This window comes from Amycolatopsis sp. lyj-84 (assembly GCF_046549075.1).
Taxonomy (GTDB): domain Bacteria; phylum Actinomycetota; class Actinomycetes; order Mycobacteriales; family Pseudonocardiaceae; genus Amycolatopsis.
Genome location: NZ_JAJPWO010000001.1, coordinates 300,055 through 323,225 on the forward strand (window position 1 = coordinate 300,055; position 23,171 = coordinate 323,225).

18 protein-coding genes and 1 pseudogene are annotated in these 23,171 nt (G+C 68.5%); 5 read left to right on the forward strand and 14 right to left on the reverse strand.

Annotated elements, in window-relative coordinates:
• Positions 1 to 76: 76 nt before the first annotated feature.
• From ACLJRM_RS01500 to ACLJRM_RS01525, 6 genes are all read right to left on the reverse strand, one after another.
• Complete coding sequence (locus tag ACLJRM_RS01500; RefSeq protein WP_410661966.1) at positions 77 to 1,057, reverse strand: VWA domain-containing protein; 981 nt, start codon at positions 1,055 to 1,057, stop codon at positions 77 to 79.
• Positions 1,054 to 1,938 (reverse strand): DUF58 domain-containing protein, encoded by an 885-nt coding sequence (locus tag ACLJRM_RS01505; protein WP_233223471.1) that lies wholly within the window; start codon positions 1,936 to 1,938, stop codon positions 1,054 to 1,056. Before ACLJRM_RS01505 ends, ACLJRM_RS01500 begins: the two co-directional genes overlap by 4 nt.
• A 69-nt stretch (positions 1,939 to 2,007) precedes the next feature.
• Positions 2,008 to 3,078 (reverse strand): AAA family ATPase, encoded by a 1,071-nt coding sequence (locus ACLJRM_RS01510; RefSeq protein ID WP_101607629.1) that lies wholly within the window; start codon positions 3,076 to 3,078, stop codon positions 2,008 to 2,010.
• Positions 3,079 to 3,202: 124 nt separating this feature from the next.
• Complete coding sequence (locus tag ACLJRM_RS01515) at positions 3,203 to 5,455, reverse strand: P-loop NTPase fold protein (RefSeq protein ID WP_410661967.1); 2,253 nt, start codon at positions 5,453 to 5,455, stop codon at positions 3,203 to 3,205.
• Positions 5,456 to 5,497: 42 nt separating this feature from the next.
• On the reverse strand, positions 5,498 to 6,040 hold the full coding sequence (locus tag ACLJRM_RS01520) for a molybdenum cofactor guanylyltransferase (RefSeq protein ID WP_410661968.1): 543 nt from the start codon (positions 6,038 to 6,040) through the stop codon (positions 5,498 to 5,500).
• A gap of 2 nt (positions 6,041 to 6,042) precedes the next feature.
• Positions 6,043 to 7,401 carry an NlpC/P60 family protein gene (locus ACLJRM_RS01525; RefSeq protein ID WP_410661969.1) on the reverse strand — a complete coding sequence of 453 codons (1,359 nt, stop codon included), beginning with the start codon at positions 7,399 to 7,401 and terminating at the stop codon, positions 6,043 to 6,045.
• Positions 7,402 to 7,743: 342 nt separating this feature from the next.
• On the opposite strand from ACLJRM_RS01525, the gene acnA reads away from it, so the two are divergent.
• Complete coding sequence (gene acnA / locus ACLJRM_RS01530) at positions 7,744 to 10,551, forward strand: aconitate hydratase AcnA (protein ID WP_410661970.1); 2,808 nt, start codon at positions 7,744 to 7,746, stop codon at positions 10,549 to 10,551.
• A 75-nt stretch (positions 10,552 to 10,626) separates the two neighbouring features.
• Complete coding sequence (locus ACLJRM_RS01535; protein ID WP_410661971.1) at positions 10,627 to 11,427, forward strand: alpha/beta fold hydrolase; 801 nt, start codon at positions 10,627 to 10,629, stop codon at positions 11,425 to 11,427.
• A gap of 168 nt (positions 11,428 to 11,595) precedes the next feature.
• Here ACLJRM_RS01535 and ACLJRM_RS01540 read toward each other — a convergent pair.
• Together ACLJRM_RS01540 and ACLJRM_RS01545 are read right to left on the reverse strand one after the other, a co-directional pair.
• Positions 11,596 to 12,057: pseudogene (locus tag ACLJRM_RS01540) on the reverse strand (MgtC/SapB family protein); the annotation flags it as partial.
• Between the two features lie 552 nt (positions 12,058 to 12,609).
• Positions 12,610 to 13,506, reverse strand: coding sequence for a LysR family transcriptional regulator (locus tag ACLJRM_RS01545; protein WP_410661972.1), 897 nt, complete (start codon positions 13,504 to 13,506; stop codon positions 12,610 to 12,612).
• Positions 13,507 to 13,662: 156 nt separating this feature from the next.
• On the opposite strand from ACLJRM_RS01545, the gene ACLJRM_RS01550 reads away from it, so the two are divergent.
• The 3 genes from ACLJRM_RS01550 to ACLJRM_RS01560 are packed head-to-tail and all read left to right on the forward strand — an operon-like array spanning position 13,663 to position 16,366.
• Positions 13,663 to 15,090, forward strand: coding sequence for an MFS transporter (locus ACLJRM_RS01550; RefSeq protein WP_410662429.1), 1,428 nt, complete (start codon positions 13,663 to 13,665; stop codon positions 15,088 to 15,090).
• A gap of 13 nt (positions 15,091 to 15,103) precedes the next feature.
• Positions 15,104 to 15,994, forward strand: coding sequence for an SDR family oxidoreductase (locus ACLJRM_RS01555; protein WP_410661973.1), 891 nt, complete (start codon positions 15,104 to 15,106; stop codon positions 15,992 to 15,994).
• 15 nt (positions 15,995 to 16,009) lie between these two features.
• Positions 16,010 to 16,366: a darcynin family protein gene (locus ACLJRM_RS01560; protein ID WP_410661974.1), complete on the forward strand. Its 357-nt coding sequence runs from the start codon at positions 16,010 to 16,012 to the stop codon at positions 16,364 to 16,366.
• A 126-nt stretch (positions 16,367 to 16,492) separates the two neighbouring features.
• On the opposite strand, the gene ACLJRM_RS01565 is transcribed toward ACLJRM_RS01560, so the two are convergent.
• From ACLJRM_RS01565 to ACLJRM_RS01590, 6 genes are all read right to left on the reverse strand, one after another.
• On the reverse strand, positions 16,493 to 18,103 hold the full coding sequence (locus ACLJRM_RS01565) for an alpha/beta hydrolase (protein ID WP_101607619.1): 1,611 nt from the start codon (positions 18,101 to 18,103) through the stop codon (positions 16,493 to 16,495).
• Between the two features lie 156 nt (positions 18,104 to 18,259).
• Entirely contained in the window at positions 18,260 to 18,682 is a 423-nt protein-coding gene (locus ACLJRM_RS01570; protein WP_101607618.1) for a nitroreductase family deazaflavin-dependent oxidoreductase, read from the reverse strand.
• A gap of 46 nt (positions 18,683 to 18,728) precedes the next feature.
• Complete coding sequence (egtD, locus tag ACLJRM_RS01575; RefSeq protein WP_101607617.1) at positions 18,729 to 19,706, reverse strand: L-histidine N(alpha)-methyltransferase; 978 nt, start codon at positions 19,704 to 19,706, stop codon at positions 18,729 to 18,731.
• On the reverse strand, positions 19,703 to 20,467 hold the full coding sequence (gene egtC / locus ACLJRM_RS01580; protein ID WP_101607616.1) for an ergothioneine biosynthesis protein EgtC: 765 nt from the start codon (positions 20,465 to 20,467) through the stop codon (positions 19,703 to 19,705). The genes egtD and egtC overlap by 4 nt, the downstream gene beginning before the upstream one ends.
• 5 nt (positions 20,468 to 20,472) lie before the next feature.
• Entirely contained in the window at positions 20,473 to 21,822 is a 1,350-nt protein-coding gene (egtB, locus tag ACLJRM_RS01585; RefSeq protein ID WP_101607615.1) for an ergothioneine biosynthesis protein EgtB, read from the reverse strand.
• The gene (locus ACLJRM_RS01590) at positions 21,819 to 23,075 is read right to left on the reverse strand and encodes a glutamate-cysteine ligase family protein (protein WP_410661975.1); all 1,257 of its coding nucleotides are present in this window, start codon (positions 23,073 to 23,075) and stop codon (positions 21,819 to 21,821) included. The genes egtB and ACLJRM_RS01590 overlap by 4 nt, the downstream gene beginning before the upstream one ends.
• Positions 23,076 to 23,171 lie beyond the last annotated feature (96 nt).

Consider the following 23,171-nt stretch of genomic DNA (forward strand, 5'->3'; position numbering starts at 1 on the left):
CCCAATGCTATGAATGGCCCGTTACTTGCAAATTTTGCAAGTAACGGGCCTTTCATAGCGCGCTCGGGCGCAGGATCTACGGCAGTCGTTGCCCCAAGAAGAGCGAAGCGGCGGCGCCGATCATCAGCACCAGCGTCCCGAGGATCACCCAAGGACGACTCGCGTCGGCGTCCTTCAGCTCGTACCCGATCTGCTCACCGAGATCGTCGTACACGCGTTTCAGCTCGTCCGCGCTCGCCGCCTTGTAGAAGTCGCCGCCCGAGAGCCGCGCGATCTCCTCCAGCGATTCGTCGTCGACCTTCACGTCCTGCGGTTTGCCGTCGATGTCGACCGAGCCGTGCGTGGTCCCGAACGAGATCGACGAGATCGGCACCTGAGCCTGCTTCGCCGCCTGCGCGGCCGTGTAGCCGCCTCGAGGTGCGTACAGATCGTCCGGGACGGTCTGCTTGCCGTCACTCATCAGGACGATGCGGGCGGGCGGCGGGCCTTCCGCGCCACCGACGATCGCCGAGAAGCTCTCGATCGACTGCAGCGCGGCGAAGATCCCTTCACCGGTGGCGGTCGACTGCGCCAGCTTGAGGTTGTCGATCGCCTTCACGACACCGCCGCGATCAGTGGTCGGCGCGACCAGCACGGTCGCCGTCCCCGCGAAGGAGATCAGCCCGAGGTTCACCCCGGGCGTCATGTTCTGCGCGAACGAGCGCGCCGACTCCTGGGCCGCCTTCAGCCGGGTCGGGGCGACGTCGGTGGCTTCCATCGACAGCGAGGTGTCGATCACCAGCACCACAGTGGCCCGGTTACGGGGCACCTTCTGCTCGGCCGTCGGCCCGGCGAGCGCGACGGTGAGCACCAGCAGCGAGAGCACGATCAGGATGGCGGGAACGTGCCGCACCCAGCCCTGGCTCTTCGGCGCGACCTTGTCCAGCAGTTCCAGGTTGGCGAACCGCATGGTGCGCTTGCGCCGCACGCGCTGGGAAAGCACGTAGCCCACGGCCACCGCGGCGACCGCGAGCAGCAGCAGGAACCACCACGGCGAGGCGAATCCGGTCAGGCTCACGCGACACCACCGGACCAGCGGCGCTTGCGGGCCACCACGAACCGGACCATGTCCGCGATCCAGTCCGAATCGGTGCGCAGCACCAGATGCGCGGCACCGGCCCGCCGCAGCGCGGCCGCGACCTCCTGCCGGTGAGCATGCGCCGCGGCGCCAAATTCCTTGCGCAGCAAGGCCGAAGCGTGCACTTCGCGCTGTTTCCCTGTCTCCGGGTCGGCCAGCACGACGGTGCCCACGTCGGGCAGGTCGATGTCGCGCGGGTCGAGGACTTCGATGGCGATGAGGTCGTGGTGCCCGCCGAGCGCGCGCAACGGGCGCTGCCATTCGGTGTCACCGAGGAAGTCGGAGATCACGACGGCGAGCCCGCGACGGCGGGGCGGACGGCGCAGCTTCTCCAGTGCCGCGGCGAGATCCCCGCGGACACCTTCCTCGGCACGAGGGGTCTCGGCGAGCTTGCGGACCAGCCCCCGCGCGTGCGGGATCCCACCGCGCGCCGGGATCCGCGTGATGCTGCCCGCCCCGTTGGAGACGAGCGCGCCGATCCGGTTGCCGCCTCCGCCGGTCAGATGGGCGACCGCGGCCGTCGCGCAGACGACCAGGTCGCGCTTCTCGCACAGCGCGGTCCCGAAGTCGAGGCTCGCGGACACGTCCGCGACCAGCCATGTCTCCAGCTCGCGGTCGGCGACGGTCTCCCGGATGTGCGGGCTCGTCGTCCGCGCGGTGACCGCCCAGTCCATCCGGCGGACGTCGTCACCGGGCTGGTACGGCCGGGCCTCCCCCGGTTCCGAACCCGGACCCGGCACCAGGCCGAGATGGTTTCCCTGCAGCAGACCGTCGAGACGGCGGCGCACGTCGAGTTCGAGCGTGCGCAGGCCCGCCTCCATCCGCTCCCCGCGGAGTACCGGCGGTGCCCAGGAAGGACGTTCGCCCTTCTCGTTCTTCACGCGGATTCCTTACCTGACCGGTGCGCCGGCCGGGACCGGGCCGCCCTGCCCGGTGCCGCCCTGCGGACGGGCCGAGACCTGCGGCAGCGGCACGGTCTGGAGCACCCGCGTGATGATGTGGTCGATGGGGACGCCGTCGGCCAGCGCGTCGTAGGACAGCACGAGCCGGTGACGCAGCACGTCGGGAACGACGTCGACGACGTCCTGCGGCAGCACGTAGTCCCGGCCGCGGACCAGCGCCAGCGCCCGGGAGGCGGCGATGATGCCGAGGCTCGCACGTGGCGAAGCGCCATAGGACACCCAGCCCGCGACGTCGGCGAGACCGTGGTCGTTCGGCGTACGGGTGGTGAGCACGAGGCGGACGACGTAGTCGACCAGCGCGTGGTGCACGAAGACCTGCGAGGCGACGTTCTGCAGCCGGACCAGCTCGCCGGGGCTCAGCACCTCCTGCGGGGTGGGCGCGGTGACGCCCATCCGGTAGATGATCTCCCGCTCTTCCTCGGCGGTCGGGTACTCGACGACGATCTTGAACAGGAAGCGGTCGCGCTGCGCCTCGGGCAGCGGGTACACACCCTCGTTCTCGATCGGGTTCTGCGTGGCGAGCACGAGGAACGGGTCGGGCATCGGGAACGTCTGGCCGCCGATCGACACGTGCCGCTCGGCCATCACCTCGAGCATCGCCGACTGCACCTTCGCGGGCGCGCGGTTGATCTCGTCGGCGAGCACGAAGTTCGCCACCACCGGGCCGAGTTCGACGTCGAACCGCTCGGCGCCCTGGCGGTAGATCCGGGTGCCGAGGATGTCGGCGGGGACCAGGTCCGGGGTGAACTGCACCCGCGAGAACGAGCCGCCGACCACTCGCGCGAAGGTCTCGACGGCGAGGGTCTTCGCGACACCGGGAACACCTTCGAGCAGGAGATGGCCCCTGGCCAGCAAGCCGACCAGCATCCGCTCGACCAGTCTGTCCTGGCCGACGATGATCCGCTTGACCTCGAACACGGTCCGCTCCAGCAACTGGGCGTCCCGCGCCGGCGTTCCGGGCTGCTGCTGCGCGCCGTCGGCGTAGCCGGGCTCGGTCACTCGTGCCTCCTGTGTTCCCCGCTTGCGTTCTTGCGTCCGGATGTGACCGTAGTGGTCGGTGGCACAGCCGTTCGTGAAGGTAGCCAACCCGACCACCGGTATGACGGCTGTGAAGGGCCCCGGTCTACTCTCCCGAACCCCGCCCCTTCCGGAATTCCACCAGGTCGTCCCACGCCTGCCGTGGGTGCATGGCCATCCGCTGCCGGACGACGGCGAGCCGGTGCAACCCGGGGCTCAGCCGGTCACCGGTCAGCGTGTCGTCGAAGACTTCCAGCACCGTCGCGCAGAACAGCACGAAACAGCCGCTGTGCCATCGCAGATCGCTGATCGGCGCGGCGGTGTCCTCTTCGGTCCGCACCAGGCGGCCGGCGATCTCGGCCAGTTCCTCCGGTGCGTCGGTTCCCGGGATACCGAGCAGATCCGTGGTCAGCGCGACCAGTTCCGGCGACCGTTCCAGGGTGGCCGCGGTGGCGGTGAAGGCCCGGGTCTTGCCGGTCAGTTCCCCGGCGACGAGGCTCCGCGCGACGACCTCCAAGGACGGCTGGTAGATCTCGCTCGCGAGATCCGCCATTTCGACGGCGCAGCGTTTGAGGTCGCGCGGCAAGCCGCCCGAAAGACAGTGCGCCAGATAGCAGAACTGCTCGGAGACCCCCCGCAACCGCAAGGCGATCCAGAGCCTGCTTTCGTCCAAAGTGAACGGTTCGAGCCGCACCATCTCCGAGAACGCGCTGTCGAAGACGTCACGGACGCCGAGCCCGCGCTGTTCGAAGCCGAGAACGGCGTCGTCCGAAACGGACACGAAGAACAGGCATCCTGGGACGTCGAAGACACCTTTCACGTCGTTGATGAACTGGTGCGCCTTGTCGGGCTCCCCGATCTTGTCCAGTTCGTCGATCGCGATCACGACCCGCCCAGCGAGGTTCACCGCGGCGAGTTCGGCGAACTCCCGGAACTTGTCCACGACCTCCGGATGGGTGAGTTGCTGCTCGGCGCGCTGAGTCGACCACGTCCGGCCGGCTTCCCCCTTCAGCGGCATGCTGAGCTTCCCGGACCATCCGGTCGTGTAGGTCTGCAAGAACCGGATCCGATCGAGCTGCTGTTCGGTGACGCGCCGGAAGCCCGCCAGGCGGACATCGCGGCGGCGCGCGATCAGCAGGCGCGTGACCGTGACACCGGCGGCCAGTACACCGATCACGAGCCGCAGCAGGAACATCGACACCAACCCGAGCGCGATGAGCCGTGCTGTCGGCTGCCCTGTCCACAGCTGCTGAAGCGTCACACGTCCGTTCACGACCTCGACCGCCAACGTCCCGAGGTCCTGCGCCGCCGTCCCGCCCCACAGGAGCCGGACGGCGACCGCCACCACTCCCCAGAACACCAGGAACGCCAACGACGTCCGGAGCAACCGCCCGAACGCCGCCCGCCGCCGAAGACGGCCGGGCACGGCTCGCGATCCCTTCGAGATCTTCGCCAGCACCGCCTTGCAGAGCAGCGCGTGCAGGTGCAGCACGAAGTCCCGTGCCTCGTACGCGGCGGGCGCGGAGGCGACCACGACCAGCGGTGCCGCCTGATCGGATCGGCTCAGCAAACCCTGTTCCAGCGACCGGATCGACGTGGTCTTGCCGGTCCCCCGGTGCCCGGCCAGTGCGACGGCCACCGACTCCGCCCGGTCGACGATCCGGCGAAGCCGCTTCACCGCGGCGGTCCGGACGAGACCCGCTTCCAGCTCCGCCGAGGCGTCGGGATCTTCGAAGACGAGGTTCACCCGGTCACGGATCCGCCGGTGATCGCGGATGTGGTCACGCAGCTCCGGCAGGACGATTTCGTGCAACACGAACTCCCACCGGTCACCCAGCCCGATCATCTCGGGATGGGCCCGGTCCGTCCCGCGTTCCCTGCCTTCGGTGACGAACAGACCGGGGATCCGGCGGCTGATGACCAGGACGGCCATCCCGATCACCGCCCCGAGTCCCAGTACCCCGACCAGCTGAAAACCCAGAGGCATCGCCTGCCACGACAGCTGCAGGATCCGGAGGTAGCCCACCAGCAGCGCGCAGGTCACGGCCAGCCATCCTGCCTCCCGGAGGGTCATTTGCCGGAGCGGGAGCCGCCGGGGACGGTCGAAGACCACACCCGCCCGTTCCCGTTCCATCCGGATCCGTGCGAGAGCGGTGGCGCTGCCGAGGACGGCGTTCCTCGCGTCGTCGGCACGCAGACCTTCCCGATGGAGACCGGCGGCGATCTCCGGCTCGCCGAGCGCCTCGTCGAGTACGTCCTCCAGCGCGAGCAACGACAACCAGGTGTCGAAATCCTCGATGAATCCTTCGCCGTCACGCAGGACGTCCGACTCGGTTTCGTCAAGATGGTGGTCGCTCACCGGCTTATGATGCCGAACCGCGTCAACGCGTTCCCGGGAACGCTAGGAGAACCGGTCCAGATCCTCCGGGGTGTCGATGTCGTCGCTCTCCCCCGGTTCCTCGGCCACTTCGACGAGCTCCAGCCCGCCCAGCGCCCGCCGCAGCGACGCGTTCTCCACCTTCTCGGGCAAGGCGCCACGCAGCGCTTCCGTGCGCCAAGCGCCCAGCAACCACTGCCGCTCCCCCGCGGCGTCGACCAGAACCGCACCGGGAGCAGACCCGAGCGCGGCCACCAGCCGTTCCACAGTGGACTTCCGGACGCCGGCGAGATCCCCGGCCAGCACCACGACGACCTCCGTGCGCACCAGGGCGAGTCCCGCCGCCACCGCGGCCACCGGCCCCGTTCCCGGCGAAGACTCCCGCGTCCAGAGGACGTCGCCGAAGCCCGGTCGTTCCGGGCCGACGACGATCACCGGATCCGCGTCGGCGAGAGCCGCGAGAGCCTTGGCGAGCAACGGTTTCCCGCCGACGGTCAGCGCGGGTTTGTCCACACCGGACAGACGGCGCGCGGCGCCGCCCGCCAGCACGATCCCCGCGTAGGCCACGCCTAGCCGATCAGGCGGGCCGCGTACGGCATGATGCCGCCGTAGCGCACCGGCGCGATCCGGACCCGCAGACCCGATTGCGGAGCTTCGACCATCTGCCCGTTCCCGAGGTACATCGCGACGTGGTGGATACCCCGCGCGCTACCGCCCCAGAAGAGCATGTCGCCGCGGCGCATCTGCGAAAGCGGCACCTTCCGCCCGGCGTTGTACTGATAGCCGCTGTAGTGCGGGAGCGACCGCACCCCGGCGAACGCGTAGATCATCAGCCCGGAGCAGTCGAAGCCGATCTTCATGTAGTCGCCGTAGCGATCCGCCGTGCCGCCGTCGCGGATACCGCGTGTCGGCCCGGAGCCGTTGCCGCCGCCCCACGCGTACGGAAGTCCCAGCTGCGACAAAGCCCGCTGGACGACGGCCTCGACACTCGAACCGGCGGGAGCCGACTGGGCGGGCCTGCCGCTCGACGGACGGCCACCGCCACCCTGGCCGGGGCTGGGCCGAGACGCGGCGAGAGCGGCCTGGCGAGCGCGTTCCTCGTCCTCGCGGGCCTTCTGCGCCTTCCAGTCCTCGTAGCGCTGTCGCTGCCCCTGAAGACCGCTGACCTTCTGCTGTGCTTCGAAGAGCTGCTTCTCGACGTTCGTCTTGTCGGCTTCCAGCAGGCCGTTCTGCGTGGCCTGGGTGTCCTGCGCGTGCTGCGCGGCGCTTTGGGCGTTGTCGGCCTCGTGCTTGGCCGCCTCGGCCGCTCGCTTGCGCTCCTGCGCGATTTCCAGCTTCTTGCGCGCTGTCGCGTCCTTGTTGGACTTCTCCGTCTGCGCGCGCTTCATCGTGTCGAGCGCGTTGAGCCTGCTGCCGCCGACCGCGTCGAGCATCTGGGCGCGGCCGAGGAGTTCCTTGGGGCTGTCGGCGGTCAGATACGCCGACACCGAACCGACCGTGCTCCCCTGCTGGAAGCTGGCGGCGGCGAACTTGTCGAGGTCCGCGCGCGCCTTGTCGATGGTGGCCTGCGCGGCGTCGGACTCCGTGCGCGCCGACTGCGCGTCGCGGTCGGCCTGCGCGGCTTCGTCCTGCGCGGTGTCCGCGTCGACCCGGGCCTTGTTGGCCTCTTCCATCTTCAGCTCGACCTCGTCGTTGAGCTGAGAGAGCTTCGACTCGGCCTGGGCCAGCTGATTGGTGAGCCTGCCGACATCGCCCGCCTTGGCGTTGGCGTCGGCCTTGCTCGAATTGATTTCGGAGTCGCTGGGGTTCGGCGGGGGCGGCGGGACCGCGAGGCCCGTGCCGGTCACCCCGAGCAACAAGGCGACGCCGAGCGCCCCGATGGTCATGCCTCGGCGGGCACTGGTCCCGGACCCGGTCTCACCACGCACGATCCGCCCACCTCCTGATCTTGTAACAACGAGCTCACTGTGCCACTGCTGCAACAGCATTACCAGAAGCACCACCAGGAACTTACACACCGTAGGCACCATTTCCCCTCAACGGGGGACGAACAGACGAACGTTTCGTCACTCGAATGGCCGCAGGTCGGTGAGACGTTCCCTACGCGCGTGTCGGCTTGCAAGCCAAAAAGGACAGGCGTACTGTTTGTGGAGACGAACGAGGTGTGCCATCCCGGGTCCGGACCTACGGTGGGGGTGCGCAACACTCGCTCCTGGTCGACCCGAACGACCTGGAGAACACACCGAACTGACCCGCCACTGGAGTTAGAAGTGACTGCACCTGCCAGCAAGGACAGCTTCGGCGCCAAGGACACGCTGAAGGTGGGCGACGCCTCCTACGAGGTGTTCCGCCTGAACAAGGTCGAGGGCTCTGAGCGCCTTCCCTACAGCCTGAAGATCCTGCTCGAGAACCTGCTGCGGACCGAGGACGGCGCGAACATCACCGCCGACCACATCCGCGCGCTCGGCAACTGGGACGCCAAAGCCGACCCGTCGATCGAGATCCAGTTCACGCCCGCCCGCGTGATCATGCAGGACTTCACCGGCGTCCCCTGCGTCGTCGACCTCGCCACCATGCGCGAGGCCGTCACCGACCTCGGCGGCGACCCGGACAAGGTCAACCCGCTCGCGCCCGCCGAACTGGTCATCGACCACTCGGTCATCATCGACGTCTTCGGCCGCGCCGACGCCTTCGAGCGCAACGTCGAGATCGAGTACGAGCGCAACCGCGAGCGCTACCAGTTCCTGCGCTGGGGCCAGGGCGCCTTCGACGAGTTCAAGGTCGTCCCGCCGGGCACCGGCATCGTGCACCAGGTCAACATCGAGCACCTCGCGCGCACGGTGATGTCCCGCAACGGCCAGGCGTACCCCGACTCCTGCGTCGGCACCGACTCGCACACCACGATGGTCAACGGCCTCGGCGTGCTGGGCTGGGGCGTCGGCGGCATCGAGGCCGAGGCGGCCATGCTCGGCCAGCCGGTCTCGATGCTCATCCCGCGCGTCGTGGGCTTCAAGCTCACCGGCGAGATCCCTACCGGCGTCACCGCCACCGACGTCGTGCTCACCATCACCGAGATGCTGCGCAAGCACGGTGTGGTCAGCAAGTTCGTCGAGTTCTACGGCGAGAGCGTCGGCGCGGTGCCGCTGGCCAACCGCGCCACCATCGGCAACATGAGCCCGGAATTCGGCTCCACCGCGGCGATCTTCCCGATCGACGAGGAGACCGTCCGCTACCTCAAGCTCACCGGCCGGTCCGAGGAGCAGGTCGCGCTCGTCGAGGCCTACGCCAAGGAGCAGGGCCTCTGGCACGACGCGTCGCACGAGCCGGAGTACTCCGAGTACATCGAGCTCGACCTCTCGACGGTCGTCCCGTCGATCGCCGGCCCGAAGCGCCCGCAGGACCGCATCGAGCTGACCGACGCGAAGAACTCGTTCCGCAAGTCGATCCACGACTACGTCGGCGGCGAGCAGCCCCCCCACACCAACGTCGACGAAGCCGTCGAGGAGTCCTTCCCGGCCAGCGACCCGGCCGCCCTCTCCTTCAAGGACGAGGGCGCGGTCGACATCCAGTCGGCGGCGAACGGCCACAGCGGCCGCCCGACCAACCCGGTCGAGGTCAGCACGTCGGACCGCGGCGAGTTCATCCTCGACCACGGCGCCGTGGTGATCGCCTCGATCACCTCGTGCACCAACACCTCCAACCCGTCGGTCATGCTCGGCGCGGCGCTCCTCGCGCGGAACGCGGTCGACAAGGGCCTCGCGGTCAAGCCGTGGGTCAAGACCTCGATGGCGCCGGGTTCGCAGGTCGTCACCGACTACTACAACAAGGCCGGTCTCTGGCCGTACCTCGAGAAGCTGGGCTACCACCTGGTCGGCTACGGCTGCACCACCTGCATCGGCAACTCGGGCCCGCTGTCGGACGAGATCTCCGCGGCGATCCAGGAGAACGACCTCACCGCGGTTTCGGTGCTCTCGGGCAACCGGAACTTCGAAGGCCGGATCAACCCCGACGTGAAGATGAACTACCTCGCGTCGCCGCCGCTGGTCATCGCGTACGCACTCGCCGGCACGATGGACTTCGACTTCGAGAACCAGCCGCTCGGCCAGGACACCGAAGGCAACGACGTCTTCCTGAAGGACATCTGGCCCGCGGCCAAGGAGATCCAGGAGACCATCGACTACGCGATCACGCAGGAGATGTTCACCAAGGACTACGCCGACGTCTTCGACGGTGGCGAGCGGTGGAAGTCGCTGCCGACCCCCGAGGGCAAGACCTTCGACTGGGACGCGGAGTCCACCTACGTCCGGAAGCCCCCGTACTTCGACGGCATGAAGGCGGAGCCGTCGGCGGTCACCGACATCTCGGGCGCGCGTGTGCTGGCGAAGCTGGGCGACTCGGTCACCACCGACCACATCTCCCCCGCCGGCGCGATCAAGCCGGGCACCCCGGCCGCGCAGTACCTGACCGAGCACGGCGTGGAGAAGAAGGACTTCAACTCCTACGGCTCGCGTCGCGGTAACCACGAGGTCATGATCCGCGGCACCTTCGCGAACATCCGGCTGCGCAACCAGCTCCTGGACGACGTGCAGGGCGGCTACACCCGCGACTTCACCCAGGACGACGCCCCGCAGTCGTTCATCTACGACGCGGCGCAGAACTACGCGGCGCAGAACATCCCGCTGGTGGTCCTGGGCGGCAAGGAGTACGGCTCCGGCTCGTCGCGTGACTGGGCGGCCAAGGGCACCTCGCTGCTGGGCGTGCGCGCGGTGATCACCGAGTCGTTCGAGCGGATCCACCGGTCGAACCTGATCGGCATGGGCGTCATCCCGCTGCAGTTCCCGGCGGGCGAGTCGGCCTCGTCGCTCGGCCTCGACGGCACCGAGACGTTCGACATCTCGGGCATCACGAAGCTGAACGACGGCGAAACCCCCCGCACGGTCCACGTCACCGCGACGAAGACCGACGGCACCAAGGTGGAGTTCGACGCGGACGTCCGCATCGACACCCCGGGTGAGGCGGACTACTACCGCAACGGCGGCATCCTGCAGTACGTCCTGCGGAAGATGACCCAGGTGTAAGCACCACACGCGAAGGCCCCTTTCCCCGCACTTTGGGGAAGGGGGCCTTTCGCGATTTTCGGTACCGTGACGGGTATGCCCAGCGGGAGAATTCCGGTCGAGAACGGCGAACTGGCGTACGAGCTCCGGGGTGAGGGTGATCCCGTCATCCTGCTGCACGGCGGGATGCTCGACTCCCGGATGTGGGACGCCGAGATGACGGCGCTCGAAGGCCGCTACACGGCCATCCGCTACGACGCGCGGGGACACGGCGAGTCGTCCACGCCGACAGAACGGTTCAAGCACTACGAAGATCTCCGCGCGCTGATGACCGCACTGGAACGCCCCCGCGCTTCGCTGGTCGGGCTGTCCGGCGGCGGCCGGATCGCGGTCGACTTCGCGCTGACGTATCCGGACCTCGTCGAGAACCTCGTCCTCGTGGCCACCGGCCTCAGCGCGATGACGACGAAGGACCCCTTTGTCCTGGAGCAGAACAAGAAACTCGAAGAAGCGGGTGCCAGAGGCGATCTTCCGGCCGCCATCGAATGTGTTCTGCGAACGTGGGTGGACGGCCCCCGGCGCGCACCGGCGGACGTCGATCCGGAAATCCGCCGCCGGTGCCAGGAGATGTACACGCACACGATCACCCGGCACCGCGGCAGCGGCTTCATACTGATGGACGAACTACGGGCCATCGAACGCGTCGGCGAGCTGAGCCCGCGCACCTTGACGCTGGTGGGCGACCTGGATTCCTCGGACATCCTCGACATCGCCGACCAGATCGAACGCGAGGCGCACGACGCCCGGGAAATCGTGGTTCCCGGGGTCGCGCACATGGTCAATCTGGAGAAACCCGCGGAGTTTTCCCGGATCCTGCTGGATTTCCTGGACTGCTGACCGCCAAGCGCTCAGGGACGTTGGTTTCTCTGGTCTCTCAGCGGTTCATGTTCCCAATGTCGCATTTGAGACGCTCAGTGACTCAAATGCGACATTGGGAACATGAACCGGGAATCCCGCCGGGAGACGCCGCTTTCCGGCCCCTGCATCTCGTCAAGCCGTTTCGCGCTCTTCCTGCTCCGAGCACTCTTCCCGGTTCTCGGGGCGACGGTCCAGCACGTGGCCGAGCGGGCGCAACAGCACGTTGACTCCGACGATCACCGCGGTCCCGGCGAGCGCGACGACGTAAAGTCCCGCTCCCGCAAGGGATCCGACGGCCGCCGAGCACCACAGCGTGGCGGCGGTGTTGAGCCCGCGCACGTTCAGCCCGTCCCTGAGGATCACGCCGGCGCCGAGGAACCCGATTCCGGAGACGATCTGGGCGGCCACCCGCGTGGGGTCGGCGTCACCACTGGTGTTCAGCCCGCCGAAACCGTGGGCGGACAACAGGACGAAAAGGGTGGCGCCGACGGCGACGAGCGCGTTGGTGCGGAGTCCGGCCATCCGGGCGCGGTACTGGCGCTCGATGCCGATGACGGCGCCCAGTCCGACGCCGGTGCCGACCCTGAGCAGCATTTCGAAGGTGTTCATGATTCCGGCTCTTTTCTGGCGTGCGTACACAAGGCCAGACAGGAAAAGGCGACCGGAAAGGTCAGCGCACCGCGCACACGGGTGAACGGCGACCGCTTCCGGTCGTTCCAGAACTGTCTTCCGGCATGTGCCGCTCACCTCGCTTTCGTACTCGAACGGTGTTGATCAACCTTCGGGACTGTACCACCGGACCGCCGTCCGGCCACCCTCACGTGGAAGGGCTCACACACGCCTCGGGAGCAGAAGGCGTCGGTCAAGGTGGTCGTGAGTGGCGATTCGGGCTAGAGCGGACCGGTATTTGCTTACCTGGGCGAAGGTGAAGTGTCCGAGATGACACGGTCGAACGTGGAGCGGGGAAGATTTGAGACGGTCAACGTCCCAAATCCTCCCCACTCACCCACATCAGCATCCAGAACAAGCTCACCAAGATGACATGAGGATCCAGTGGGTAGGCAAATACGGGTCCACCAGAACCCGAATCGCCACTCCGCGACACCTGGACCGACACGGTCCGATACTCGCGGCGGGCCAGGTGAGTGGACAGGATTTCCGTTAGGACAGCGCGTCGCGGATCGTTTCGCGCAGCCAGCGCTGGGCCGGATCGGCGTCGAGCCGGGCGTGCCACAGCAGGCTCACCTCGATCTCCGGGAGGTCCGCGGGGATCGGGAACCAGCGGATGCCGAGTGCCCGGCCGTACTGTTCGGCGAGCCGCTGGGGCGCGAGTCCGATGTAGTCACTAGACGCGACGAGGAACGCGGCGACGGCGGACGTCGGAACGGTCGCCGCGACCCGGCGATGGAGACCGGCGGCTTCGAGCACGTCGTCGAGCGGTCCCCTGACCCGGCCGCGCCGGGAAGCGGAAACGTGGGGGTGGCGGCAAAGCTGCGCCAGCGTCGGGTGGCGGATCCGGCCGAGCGGACCGTCGGCGCGGACGATCCCGACCACTCGCTCGTGGTACAGCAGCATCGAACGGATGTCGGGGGACGCGATGTCGCCGGCGCCGATGTCCAGATCGACCGAACCGTCTCGCAGTGCCTCGGCGCTCTCGGCACCTTCCCCGACGAAGCGCAGGACCACACCCGGCGCGACGGCGGCGGTCGCCTCCACGGCCGCCGTCGCCAGTGTCGCGGCCACGCCGTCGTTGATGCGGATGGTGAAAGTGCGCTCGAGAGTGCCGATCGCGAGCTCTCGATCGGCACTGATCAGGGCCGACGCCTCGTCGAGCAGTGACCGCACGCGCGGCGCGGTCCGGAGCGCGAACGGGGTCGGCACCATCCCGCGGCCGGCACGGACCAGGATCGGATCCCCCATCGCCCGCCGCAACCGGCCCAGCGCCCGGCTCGCCGCCGGGATCGACAGGTGCAGGCGCTCGGCCGCCGCCGTCACACTCCCGTCCTGCATCAGCGCGTCGAACACCCGGAGCAGGTTCAAGTCCAGCTGGTCGGCCATAGTTGCATCGTACGCAACTAGTCGTTGCCAATGTTGCGTGGCACGAAGTACCCGCTGGTCCATACCGTCATGGACATGCCACTCCGACTCACCATCCGCGACGAATCCCAGGCTGCTGCGAGCCGCCCGGTATCGGGGCGCGGCCTGCTGACCGTCATGTGCGCCTCCGTCGTGCTCGTCGTCGGAATGGTCGCCTCGATCAACCTCGCGGTCCCGATGCTGGCCGCGGGCGACCTGCGGCCGTCCGCGTCGGCGCTGATCTGGATCGTCGATACCTACGTCGTTTTCTTCGCCTGTCTCGTGATTCCCGGCGGCGCCGCGGGCGATCGCTTCGGCCGCAAGGGGGTCCTGCTCGCCGGCCTGGTGCTGTTCGCCGTCGGCGCGCTGCTGTCGGCGGTCGCGCCGAACGTGCCCGTGCTGCTGGCGGGCCGGGCGATCACGGGGATCGGGGCCGCCGCGGTGCTGCCCAACACCCTCGCCGTCCTGCTGCACGCCGTACCCGCCGAGCGCAAGGGCGTGACCATCGCGACCTGGGCTTCGATGACCGGGATCGGCGGTGTCGTCGGCAACGTCGGCGGCGGCGCGGTGCTGTCCGGCGGGTCGTGGCGCTGGCTGTTCGCGGCCGCGGTCCCGCTCGCCCTGGTGCTCGCCGCGGCCGTCGCCCGGATCGCGCCGGTGTCACAGCGTCACGACCGCCCCCTCAGTCTTCTCGGCGCCGCCCTGCTCGTCGGTGCGACTGTCGCGCTGCTGCTGGGCATCGTCGAAGGACCCGAAGCGGGCTGGAGCAGCCCGATCGTCCTGACCGGGTTCGCCGGCGCGGTCGTGCTGTTCGCCCTGTGGACGTTCGTGGAACTGAAGGCCGAGCATCCACTGCTCGATCCCCGGTTGTTCCGTGTCCCCGCGCTGCGCAGCGCCTGCCTGGGCATGACGGCGATCTTCTTCGGGATGTTCGCGCTGTTCTACGTCAACGCGTCCTTTCTGCAGTACGGCAAGGGATTCAGCGTGCTGATGACCGGGCTGGGGATCATCCCGATGACCGTTCCGGTGATCGTCGGCGCGCGGCACGTGGGGCGGCTGGTCCAGCGCATCGGCGTCGACGCCACCATCGCCGTCGCGTTCGCCTTCAGCGGCTGCGGCCTCATCGGACTGTCCACAAGCGACGCTTCGACGCCGTATCTCGTCTACGCGGCCTGGCTCGTGGTGACCGGTAGCGGGGTCACGCTGGCCCTTCCGACGCTGTCCGCCGCCATCTCCGGTTCGCTGCCCCCGGCACAAGCCGGTGTCGGCGCCGGGCTGCAGGCCACCACCCGCGAGTTCGGCAGCGCCCTCGGCGTCGCGGTCATCGGCACCGTCCTCACCGGACGGTTCGTCGACGCGCTGCCGCCGGACATCCGCGCGAACCACGATCCGCACACCGTGGCGCAGGCCCTCGCCGTCACGACGCCCGGCCGCGCCCCCGAAGTGATCTCCGCGTTCGTCGCCGGCACGAGCACCGCCTTGCGGGTGATCGGCGTCAGCGTGCTCGTCCTCGGGGCGCTCGTCGTCCTGCAATCACGACTTTCCCGCACCCGCGGGAATCAGTAGAAGGAGCAGTTCCATGCATGTTTTCGTCACCGGAGCCACCGGCTGGATCGGCTCGGCCATCGTGGACGAGTTGCTCGACGCCGGTCACGAGGTCACCGGTCTCGCCCGCTCGGACGCTTCCGCCGCCACCCTGGAGCGGAAGGGCGCCCGCGTACGCCGCGGTGACCTCGACGATCTCGACGGCATCCGTGCCGGCGCCGACGAGGCCGACGGCGTCATCCACCTGGCGAACAAGCACGACTGGGGCAACCTGGCCATGTCCAACCGGACCGAGCGGGCCGCCGTCGAGACCATCGCCGGCGCGCTGACCGGAACCGGACAGCCCTTCGTGCTCGCCTCTGCCCTCTCGGGTCTGGCCAAGGGCCGCCCTGCCACCGAAGCCGACCCCTCCCCCGCCTTCGGACCCGATTCCATGCGCGGCGGAAGTGAAAACCTCGCCCTCGAATACGCCGAGAAGGGCATGCGGGTCATCAGCGCCCGTTTCGCGCCCTCGGTGCACGGCGTGGGCGACCACGGTTTCGTCTCCTCCCTCGTCGCGGCCGCCCGCAAGCACGGCGTCTCGGCCTACATCGGCGAAGGCACCGCGTCCTGGGCGGCCGTGCACCGCACCGACGCGGCCCGGCTCGTCCGGCTGGGGCTCGAAGGCGCGCCCACCGGCTCGCTGCTCCACGTCGTCGACGAAGAAGCCATCACGACCCGCGAAATCGCCGAAGCCGTCGGACGGACGCTCGGCGTCCCGGTGACGTCCGTCGCACCGGAAGACGCCGGTGAGCACTTCGGCTTCGTCGGCAGGTTCTTCGCACTGGACATGTCCGCGTCGAGCACGCGCACCCGCGAACTCCTCGACTGGGCCCCGTTCGGACCGAGCCTCGTCGAGGACATCGAAGCCGGCGCTTACGCCTGACCCAAAGGAAACACCATGTCAGAAACCACCGAAGTGACCGCCTTCATGCTGGTGAAGACCACACCCGAATGGCTCGGCCTCACCGTCGAGCAGCGTGTGGAGGCCTTCACGACCGAAATCCTCCCGGCGATCGAGAACAAGGTGAAGGGAGTCCGGTCCCGGTTCTTCGACACCGAGTTCTACTCCGCGCGAGTGACCGACGTCTGGGTGTGGGAGGCGCGCGATCACCACTCGTACCAGCTTCTCATCGAGGTGCTGCGCGAGACGCCGTTCTGGGACCGGTACTTCGAGATCCTCGACCTTCTGGTCGGGGTCGAGAACGCGTACGCCACGAACTACGGGCTGAACGCCTACGCGAGCATCGACGCGTGAGCTAGCGAGGAGCGGCTCGGCCACCGCACACGGACCTCTTCCCGCGTCCGGAGACGAACGCCGTGAAGGCCACCTTCAGGACGGTGATAGTCCCGAAGGTGGCCTTCACGATTACGTGCCCGAGGTTCAGGCGGTGGTTTCGAACGGCTGCACGTTCGGCTGGAACACCTGACCGTTGGCCGGAACCTTCAGATCGATCAGGTAGTCGGCCGTCACCTTGTCCACGCCGAGCGAGTCACCCAGGATGCAGTGCCCGAAGGCGTCGACCGACAGCAGCCGGGCGTTGCCCAGCTGGTTGGCCATCCGCTTCGAGAACAGGTACTGGGTGGCCGGGTCGTAGTAGTTGCCGACGACCAGCACCGGGGTGTCGGTCTTGGCCTGCCACGGGCCGCGGTAGACGTCCGGCTTCTTCGCGGGCCACACCGGGCAGCCGGCGACGTCGGAGAAGGCCTGGTAGCGACCGAAAGTGGGCGATTCCTTTTCCCACTTCGCGGCGATCTCGGGGACCTTGTCCTGCTTGATCGTGATCTTCTTGTCCGAGCAGTTCACGGCGAAGTACGAGTCGTCACCGACGTACGGGCTGTCCGGATCCGCGTCCGCACGGCCGTTCGCGCCCGACCGCAGCACCTTCAGCTCGACGGCCTGAGCCGTCTGCGTCTGCGCCGACGGCGGGTGGACGACGTTGTACAGCGCCTGCAGGTCGTCGGCCAGCGGCGGGAACGACGTCGGCGAGTACAGCACCCCGGACACCGTGCTGGTGAACGCGTTGATGTCGTAGCTGCTCCCGTCCGGCAGCTTGATCGGCTGCTGGCGCAGGTAGGTGCGGATCTCGTCGAACTTCTCCCGCGGCGTGCCCGAGCTGAACGAGCACTTCGGCCCGACCTGGCCGCACTTGCGCAGGAAGGCGTCCAAGGCGATCTCGAACCCGCGAGCGCGCTCACGGTCGTACTGCACGCCGTCGCTGGTGCGCAGCGCCGGGTCGACGTTGCCGTCGATGACGATCGCGCGGCTCTGCTTCGGGAACATCGACGTGTACGTCGACCCGATCAGGGTCCCGTACGAGAAGCCGACGAAGGTCAGCTTCTGGTCGCCGACACCCGCCCGCATCTTGTCGAGGTCACGCACCACGTCCTTGGTGGACATGTGGTTCAGGAGCGCACCCGCGTTGTTCTTGCAGAGCTGCCCGTAGTCGCGGTACGACGCCAGCGTGCCGGAGATCTCCTGCCGCGACAGCGGGACGGGGATCTGCGCGGCGAAGACGTCGTTCGCGTCCTCCTGCGTGGTGAAGCATTTGAGCGGGTTGCTGGCCCCGACCCCGCGCGGGTCGAAACCGATCAGGTCGAACCGGTCCAGCACCTGCGGCTGGAAGTAGTTCGCCGCACCGATCGGCATCCGGAACCCGGAGCCCCCGGGACCGCCCGGGTTGAGGAACAGCGAGCCGACCTTCTTGTCGGGCGTCTTCGCCGCCCGCTTCAGCATCGCGATGTCGATGGTGCCGAGCGCCGCGTTGTCGTGGTCGATCGGCACGCGATACCGCGCGCAGCTGTAGAACTTGGCCTGGTCGGCGGGAACGCCGCGGATCTGGTCCGCCGTGCAGGCGCCCCAGTTCACCGCCGCCGTGGCCCCGACCTGGGCGGCGGCTGTCCCGCCGTCCTGGGCCGCGACCGCGGTACCGGACGAAAGCCCGGTCAGCGCGGCACCGGCCACGAGTGCCCCCACCAGTGCGAGCCCGCGCACCGGCCTCCTTGTGGAACTCGGCAAAACGACTCCTCCCTCGGCTGACGACGTGACAGGACACGTCGCTCGGCGCGCCGTAGCCATCACGGCGCGTAACACCAAGCGAGCCTCGCACAAGCCGGTTACCCAGTCACCGGCCGAAAGGATGGCATGAACCTATCGAGTGGTGGTCTTTAATTCGAAAATCGGTAACACACGGCGAGCGGCTTTCTCCTCCATGGAGTAGCCCGGCCAGAAGTCCAGGAGGAGCTTCCACATCGCGTCGTACTCGTCGCCGAGGACCTCCCTGGCCCGGACCGGGATCTCCTTGCCGGCCAGCGCGACGACCGCGTCGGGATGCGAGCGCAGGTTGTGTGTCCACGCGGGATCGTTCGGCCTCCCCCAATTGGAGCCGACGAGCACGAAATCCCCCTCGTGCGGGAAGTACAGCAGGTTGGTGCTGCGGGGCAGCCCGCTCTTGCGGCCGGTCGTGGTCAGCCGCAGGGAAGGGAGCCCGGCCAGTGCGACCAGGCTCACCTTCCCCTTGAACAGCCGGTGGAGCCTTTTGTCCACCCAGATGATCCCGCCCGCGAGCCCCATCAGCCACGGTTTCGTGCCGAGCGCGCGAGCGAGGAGCGTAAGAGGGTTAGCCACGGACAGATCTTGCCAGGCTCACCCCGAACCGCGATTCGGAGTCCGTCCACCATTTCTCCACCGAGAAACCGGCTTCGGCCAGTTCCTCTGCGATGCCCTCCCGCCGGAACTTCGCGGAGATCTCGGTGCGCACGTATTCGCCCTCGGCGAACTTCACCTGCAGATCGGCGCCCGGGATGTCGACCGTCAGCGGCTCACGGGCACGCAGCCGCATTTCGATCCATTCGTTCTCTTCGTCCCAATACGAAACGTGGTCGAAGGCGGCCGGGTCGAAGTTCGCGCCGAGACCGTTGTTGATCACGTGGAGCATGTTGCGGTTGAACTCGGCCGTGACCCCGGCCGCGTCGTCATAGGCACGCTCCAGCGTTTCCCGGTCCTTCACCAGATCCGTCCCGAGCAGGAGCCACTCCCCCTCGTCGAGCACTTCGCGGACCGAACGCAGGAACGTCGCCCGGTCCTCGGGGAGGAAGTTGCCGATCGTGCCGCCGAGGAAGACCACCAGGCGGGGACGGTCACCGGGCAGCAGGTCCAAATGCTGGGTGAAGTCACCGACGACGCCACGGACTTCTAGAGACGGATAGTCGGCCGTGATGGCTTCGGCGGCTTCGGCGAGCGCGGTTTCGGAGACGTCGAGTGGCACGAACTCCTTCAACGTGCCGTGGCTCGTGAGCGCGTCGAGCAGGAGCCGGGTCTTCTCGCTCGATCCGGAACCGAGCTCGACGAGGGTGTGCGCGCCGGAGCTTTCCGCGATCTCGCCGCCGCGTCCGCCGAGCACCTCCCGTTCGCTGCGGGTCGGGTAGTACTCGGGAAGGGCGGTGATCTTCTCGAACAGTTCGCTGCCGCGCGCGTCGTAGAACCATTTGGGCGACAACCATTTCTGGTCCGCCGCCAGGCCGGCGCGGACGTCCGCGCGCAGCTGCTCGGTGATGTCCGACTCGCTGTGGTGTACGTCGAGATCCACTTCGGTCATCGTGCCTCAGGGCTCCGATCGGCTTCGAGGGGGAGGATTCGCACGCCTTCGCCGGTGACCCGGACGGCGTGGTGGTCGGGAACGGGGATCCAGCCGGGGTCGCCGTCGCACGGTTCCGACGCGACGAGCACACCTCCGCCGGTGTCCCGATAGGACAGGGAATGCGTCCACGCGGTACCGATGAGGGTCCGGCCGTCGGTCAGCAGGAGGTTGAGCCTCGAACCCGGCCCAGCCTCCTCGACCGCACTGGTCAGCCACGTGACGGCGGCCAGCGGGTCTTCGCCCGCTTCGAGCCGCTCACGCAGCAACGCCCACAGCAGTACCGAATCCGTGGTCGCCTCCAGCGTCAGCAGGCGGGTGATCGGCAGTTTGGCGGCGAGCTCGGCCATCGAAGCCGGCCAGCCCTTCACCATTCCGTTGTGGCTGAAGAGATAGCCGCCGCCGGTGAACGGCGCGTTCGCCGCCTCGACCACCGGCATCCCGGTCGTGCCGTTGCGGACCGCCGCCATGAAGGCGTGCGACCGCACCGACCCGGCCAGCGCGGGCAGGTCCCCGTCCGTCCACAAGGGAGCGGACCGGCGCAGCCGCAACGGATCGGGACCTTCGGCGTACCAGCCGAGGCCGTACCCGTCCGCGTTGACCGAGCCGCCGCCCCGCATGTCCGCCGGGGCGTAGGACTGCACGAGCAGGGAATGCGGGGCATGGAAGAGCATCTCGGCGGGCGAACGCGGCTCGCCGAGATACGCGAGGTGACGGCACATGCCGGTCAGGCCACCTCGCCCGGCCGCGCGTCCCGGGCACAGCGGAACCCGGAGAAGATCTGCCGCCGGATCGGGTGATCCCAGTTGCGGAACGTGCCGCGGATGGCCGCCGCGTCCGTGCCGAACGAACCACCGCGCAGGATCCGGTAGTCCCCGCCGAAGAACACCTCCGAGTACTCCTTGTACGGGAACGCCGCGAAGCCCGGGTACGCCTCGAACCCGCTGCTGGTCCACTCCCAGACGTCGCCGATCAGCTGGTGCACGCCCAACGGCGACGCACCAGCCGGATAAGCGCCCACCTCCGCGGGCCGCAGGTGCCGCTGCCCGAGATTGGCGTGTTCGGGGGCGGGTTCCTCGTCACCCCAAGGGAACCGGCGCGAACGCCCGGTCGCGGGGTCGAACCGGGCGGCCTTCTCCCATTCCCGCTCGGTCGGCAGGCGCCGCCCGGCCCATGCCGCGTACGCCTCGGCCTCGTAGAAGGAAACGTGGACGACGGGCTCCGCGGCGGGCACCTTCTCGTAGACGCCGAACCGCGTCCGCCACCAGCCGTCCTGCTCCCGCTTCCAGAAGCGCGGCGCGTCGATGCCGTGCTCACTGCGGTACGCCCAGCCTCGCTCGCTCCACCACTTCGGATCCCGGTAACCGCCGGAGTCGAGGAACTCCCCATAGGCTCCGCAGGTGACCGGGGTGGTGTCGATGAAGAACGCCTCGACCTCGACCTCGTGCGCCGGGCGCTCGTTGTCCAGCGCCCACGGCTCGGCGGAAGTGCCCATGGTGAAGGCGCCGCCGGGAACGAACACCTCCGCGGGCAGCCGTCCGGACCGTGACGGCGGAGGGGACGGCGCGTGCAGCACCGGATCACCCTTGCGGAGCTGGTGGGTGGCCAGCATCGTCTCGTCGTGCTGCTGCTCGTGCTGGGTGATCATGCCGAAGGCGAAGGCGTCCTCGGTGAGCCGCCTGCCCTGCAGCGGAACGTTTTCCAGGATGTCGAAGGACTTCTCCCGGACTTCGCGGACGTACTTGCGCGTCTCCTCCGGGCCCAGCAACGGCAGCTCCGGACGGGACGCGCGGGCGTGCTGGAACGCGTCGTAGATGTCGTCGATGTCCGGGCGCAGGGCCTCGCGGCCGCCGACGTCGCGAACCAGCCAGAGTTCCTCCTGGCTGCCGATGTGCGCCAGGTCCCAGACCAGCGGCGACATCAGTTTCGAATGCTGACGGACCAGTTCTTCGTCGTCGATGTCGGTCAGCGCGACACTGCGCTCGCGGGCCCTGGTGAGCGCCTCGGCCGCGTGAGCCCGCAGGTCTTGCGGGCTCAGCGCGCGAAGCGGGTTGGTCTCGGTGCTTTCCACGCTCATGACTGGTGGCTCCTCGAACCGTGCACGAGGGACTGCACACCCTCGCTGATCTCGCTGATGGTCTCCGGCGGCAGACCGGTCATGCCGAGTTCGGCACAGCCGAGGTCCACCACCTCGCTCGCGACGGCGGCGATCGCCCGGTCGGCGAGGCCGAACCGGGCCGCGCACTCCCACCTGCCCACGACCGGTTCGCACAGCCCGAGCACCTTGTCCACTGTGGACGGGCGTGCGAGCAGCGCGGTCAGCAGGGCGACCGGATGCAGCCACCTGGCGGCGGGCTGCGCGTCCAGATAGCGGATCTCCAGGTAGCCCTGTGGCCGGACCGGGGTGAACATGGTCGTCAGGTGGTAGGCCAGGTCGTCTTCCGTCGGCCTGCCCAGGCCCGTTTCGCGCCCCTCGATCCAGTCCGCGAAGGTCAGCGCCGGCGGCGCGTCCCAGGAACCGTCCTGCCGGGGAAGGACCATCAAGGGGGTGTCCAGGATCCGCCGGGCCCAATCGCCAGCGGGGTCCCGCTCGGACTCGGCCGAACGGGTGCGGGCCCTTTCCGTGTTCATGACGGCCAGCCAGCGCGCGGACGCGTGACCCGTGTCGCGTCCGGCGTGGATCCGGGAGTTGGCGAAGGTGGCCAGCAAGGGCGGGCCGAGCGCGTGGACGGCGGCCCAGCGGTGGGGCAGGTCGTCCACCTCGCCCGCGTCCACACAGATCTGCAGGCCGGCGGTGTTGCACATCATCGTCGCGCCCCCATCGCCCATCGGGGCGAAGCGGCGTTCCATCGCGGCGTAGCGGGGCGTGCCCAGTTTGCGGACAGGGGCACGATGCCCGTCTATCCCGGTGTCACCCAGGTACAGGCCTTGGGCGGAGAGAAGGCTTTCGAGGTGGGCCAGATCGGCCGAGACGACGGCGTCCAGGTGGCGCAGCGTGGTCTGTGGTTGAGCGGAGATCTCCACCTGGCATCCGGGCTCGAGGCTCAGCGGTGAACCTGCCGGAAGCGGGAGGGCGGGGCTGTCTGGGCGCAATGTCCGCGGGGTGTGCGGGCCGAGCGCGGTGGCGAGATCGTCGGGGTCGAGAGGCCGGGCGGGCTCGTCGGCGTAGTGCACGGTGAATTCCAGCTCTACGCCGAGAAGTCTCGGTGGCCCGTGCTTGAAGCACACGGAAGCCACATACGCCTCACCTTCGGCGCGGTCCGACAGGACCTTCGCCGTCGCGTTCGACGCGCTCCCGGACTTCTCGGGGAAATCATGAACAGTTGTCATCTTCCCGCCGTCCAGTCGGTAGTCCGATCAATGAGAAACCTTGACTTCGGACGCTACACGCGGGGTCCGACAAATTCAGGTGCGTTCCTACCGGGC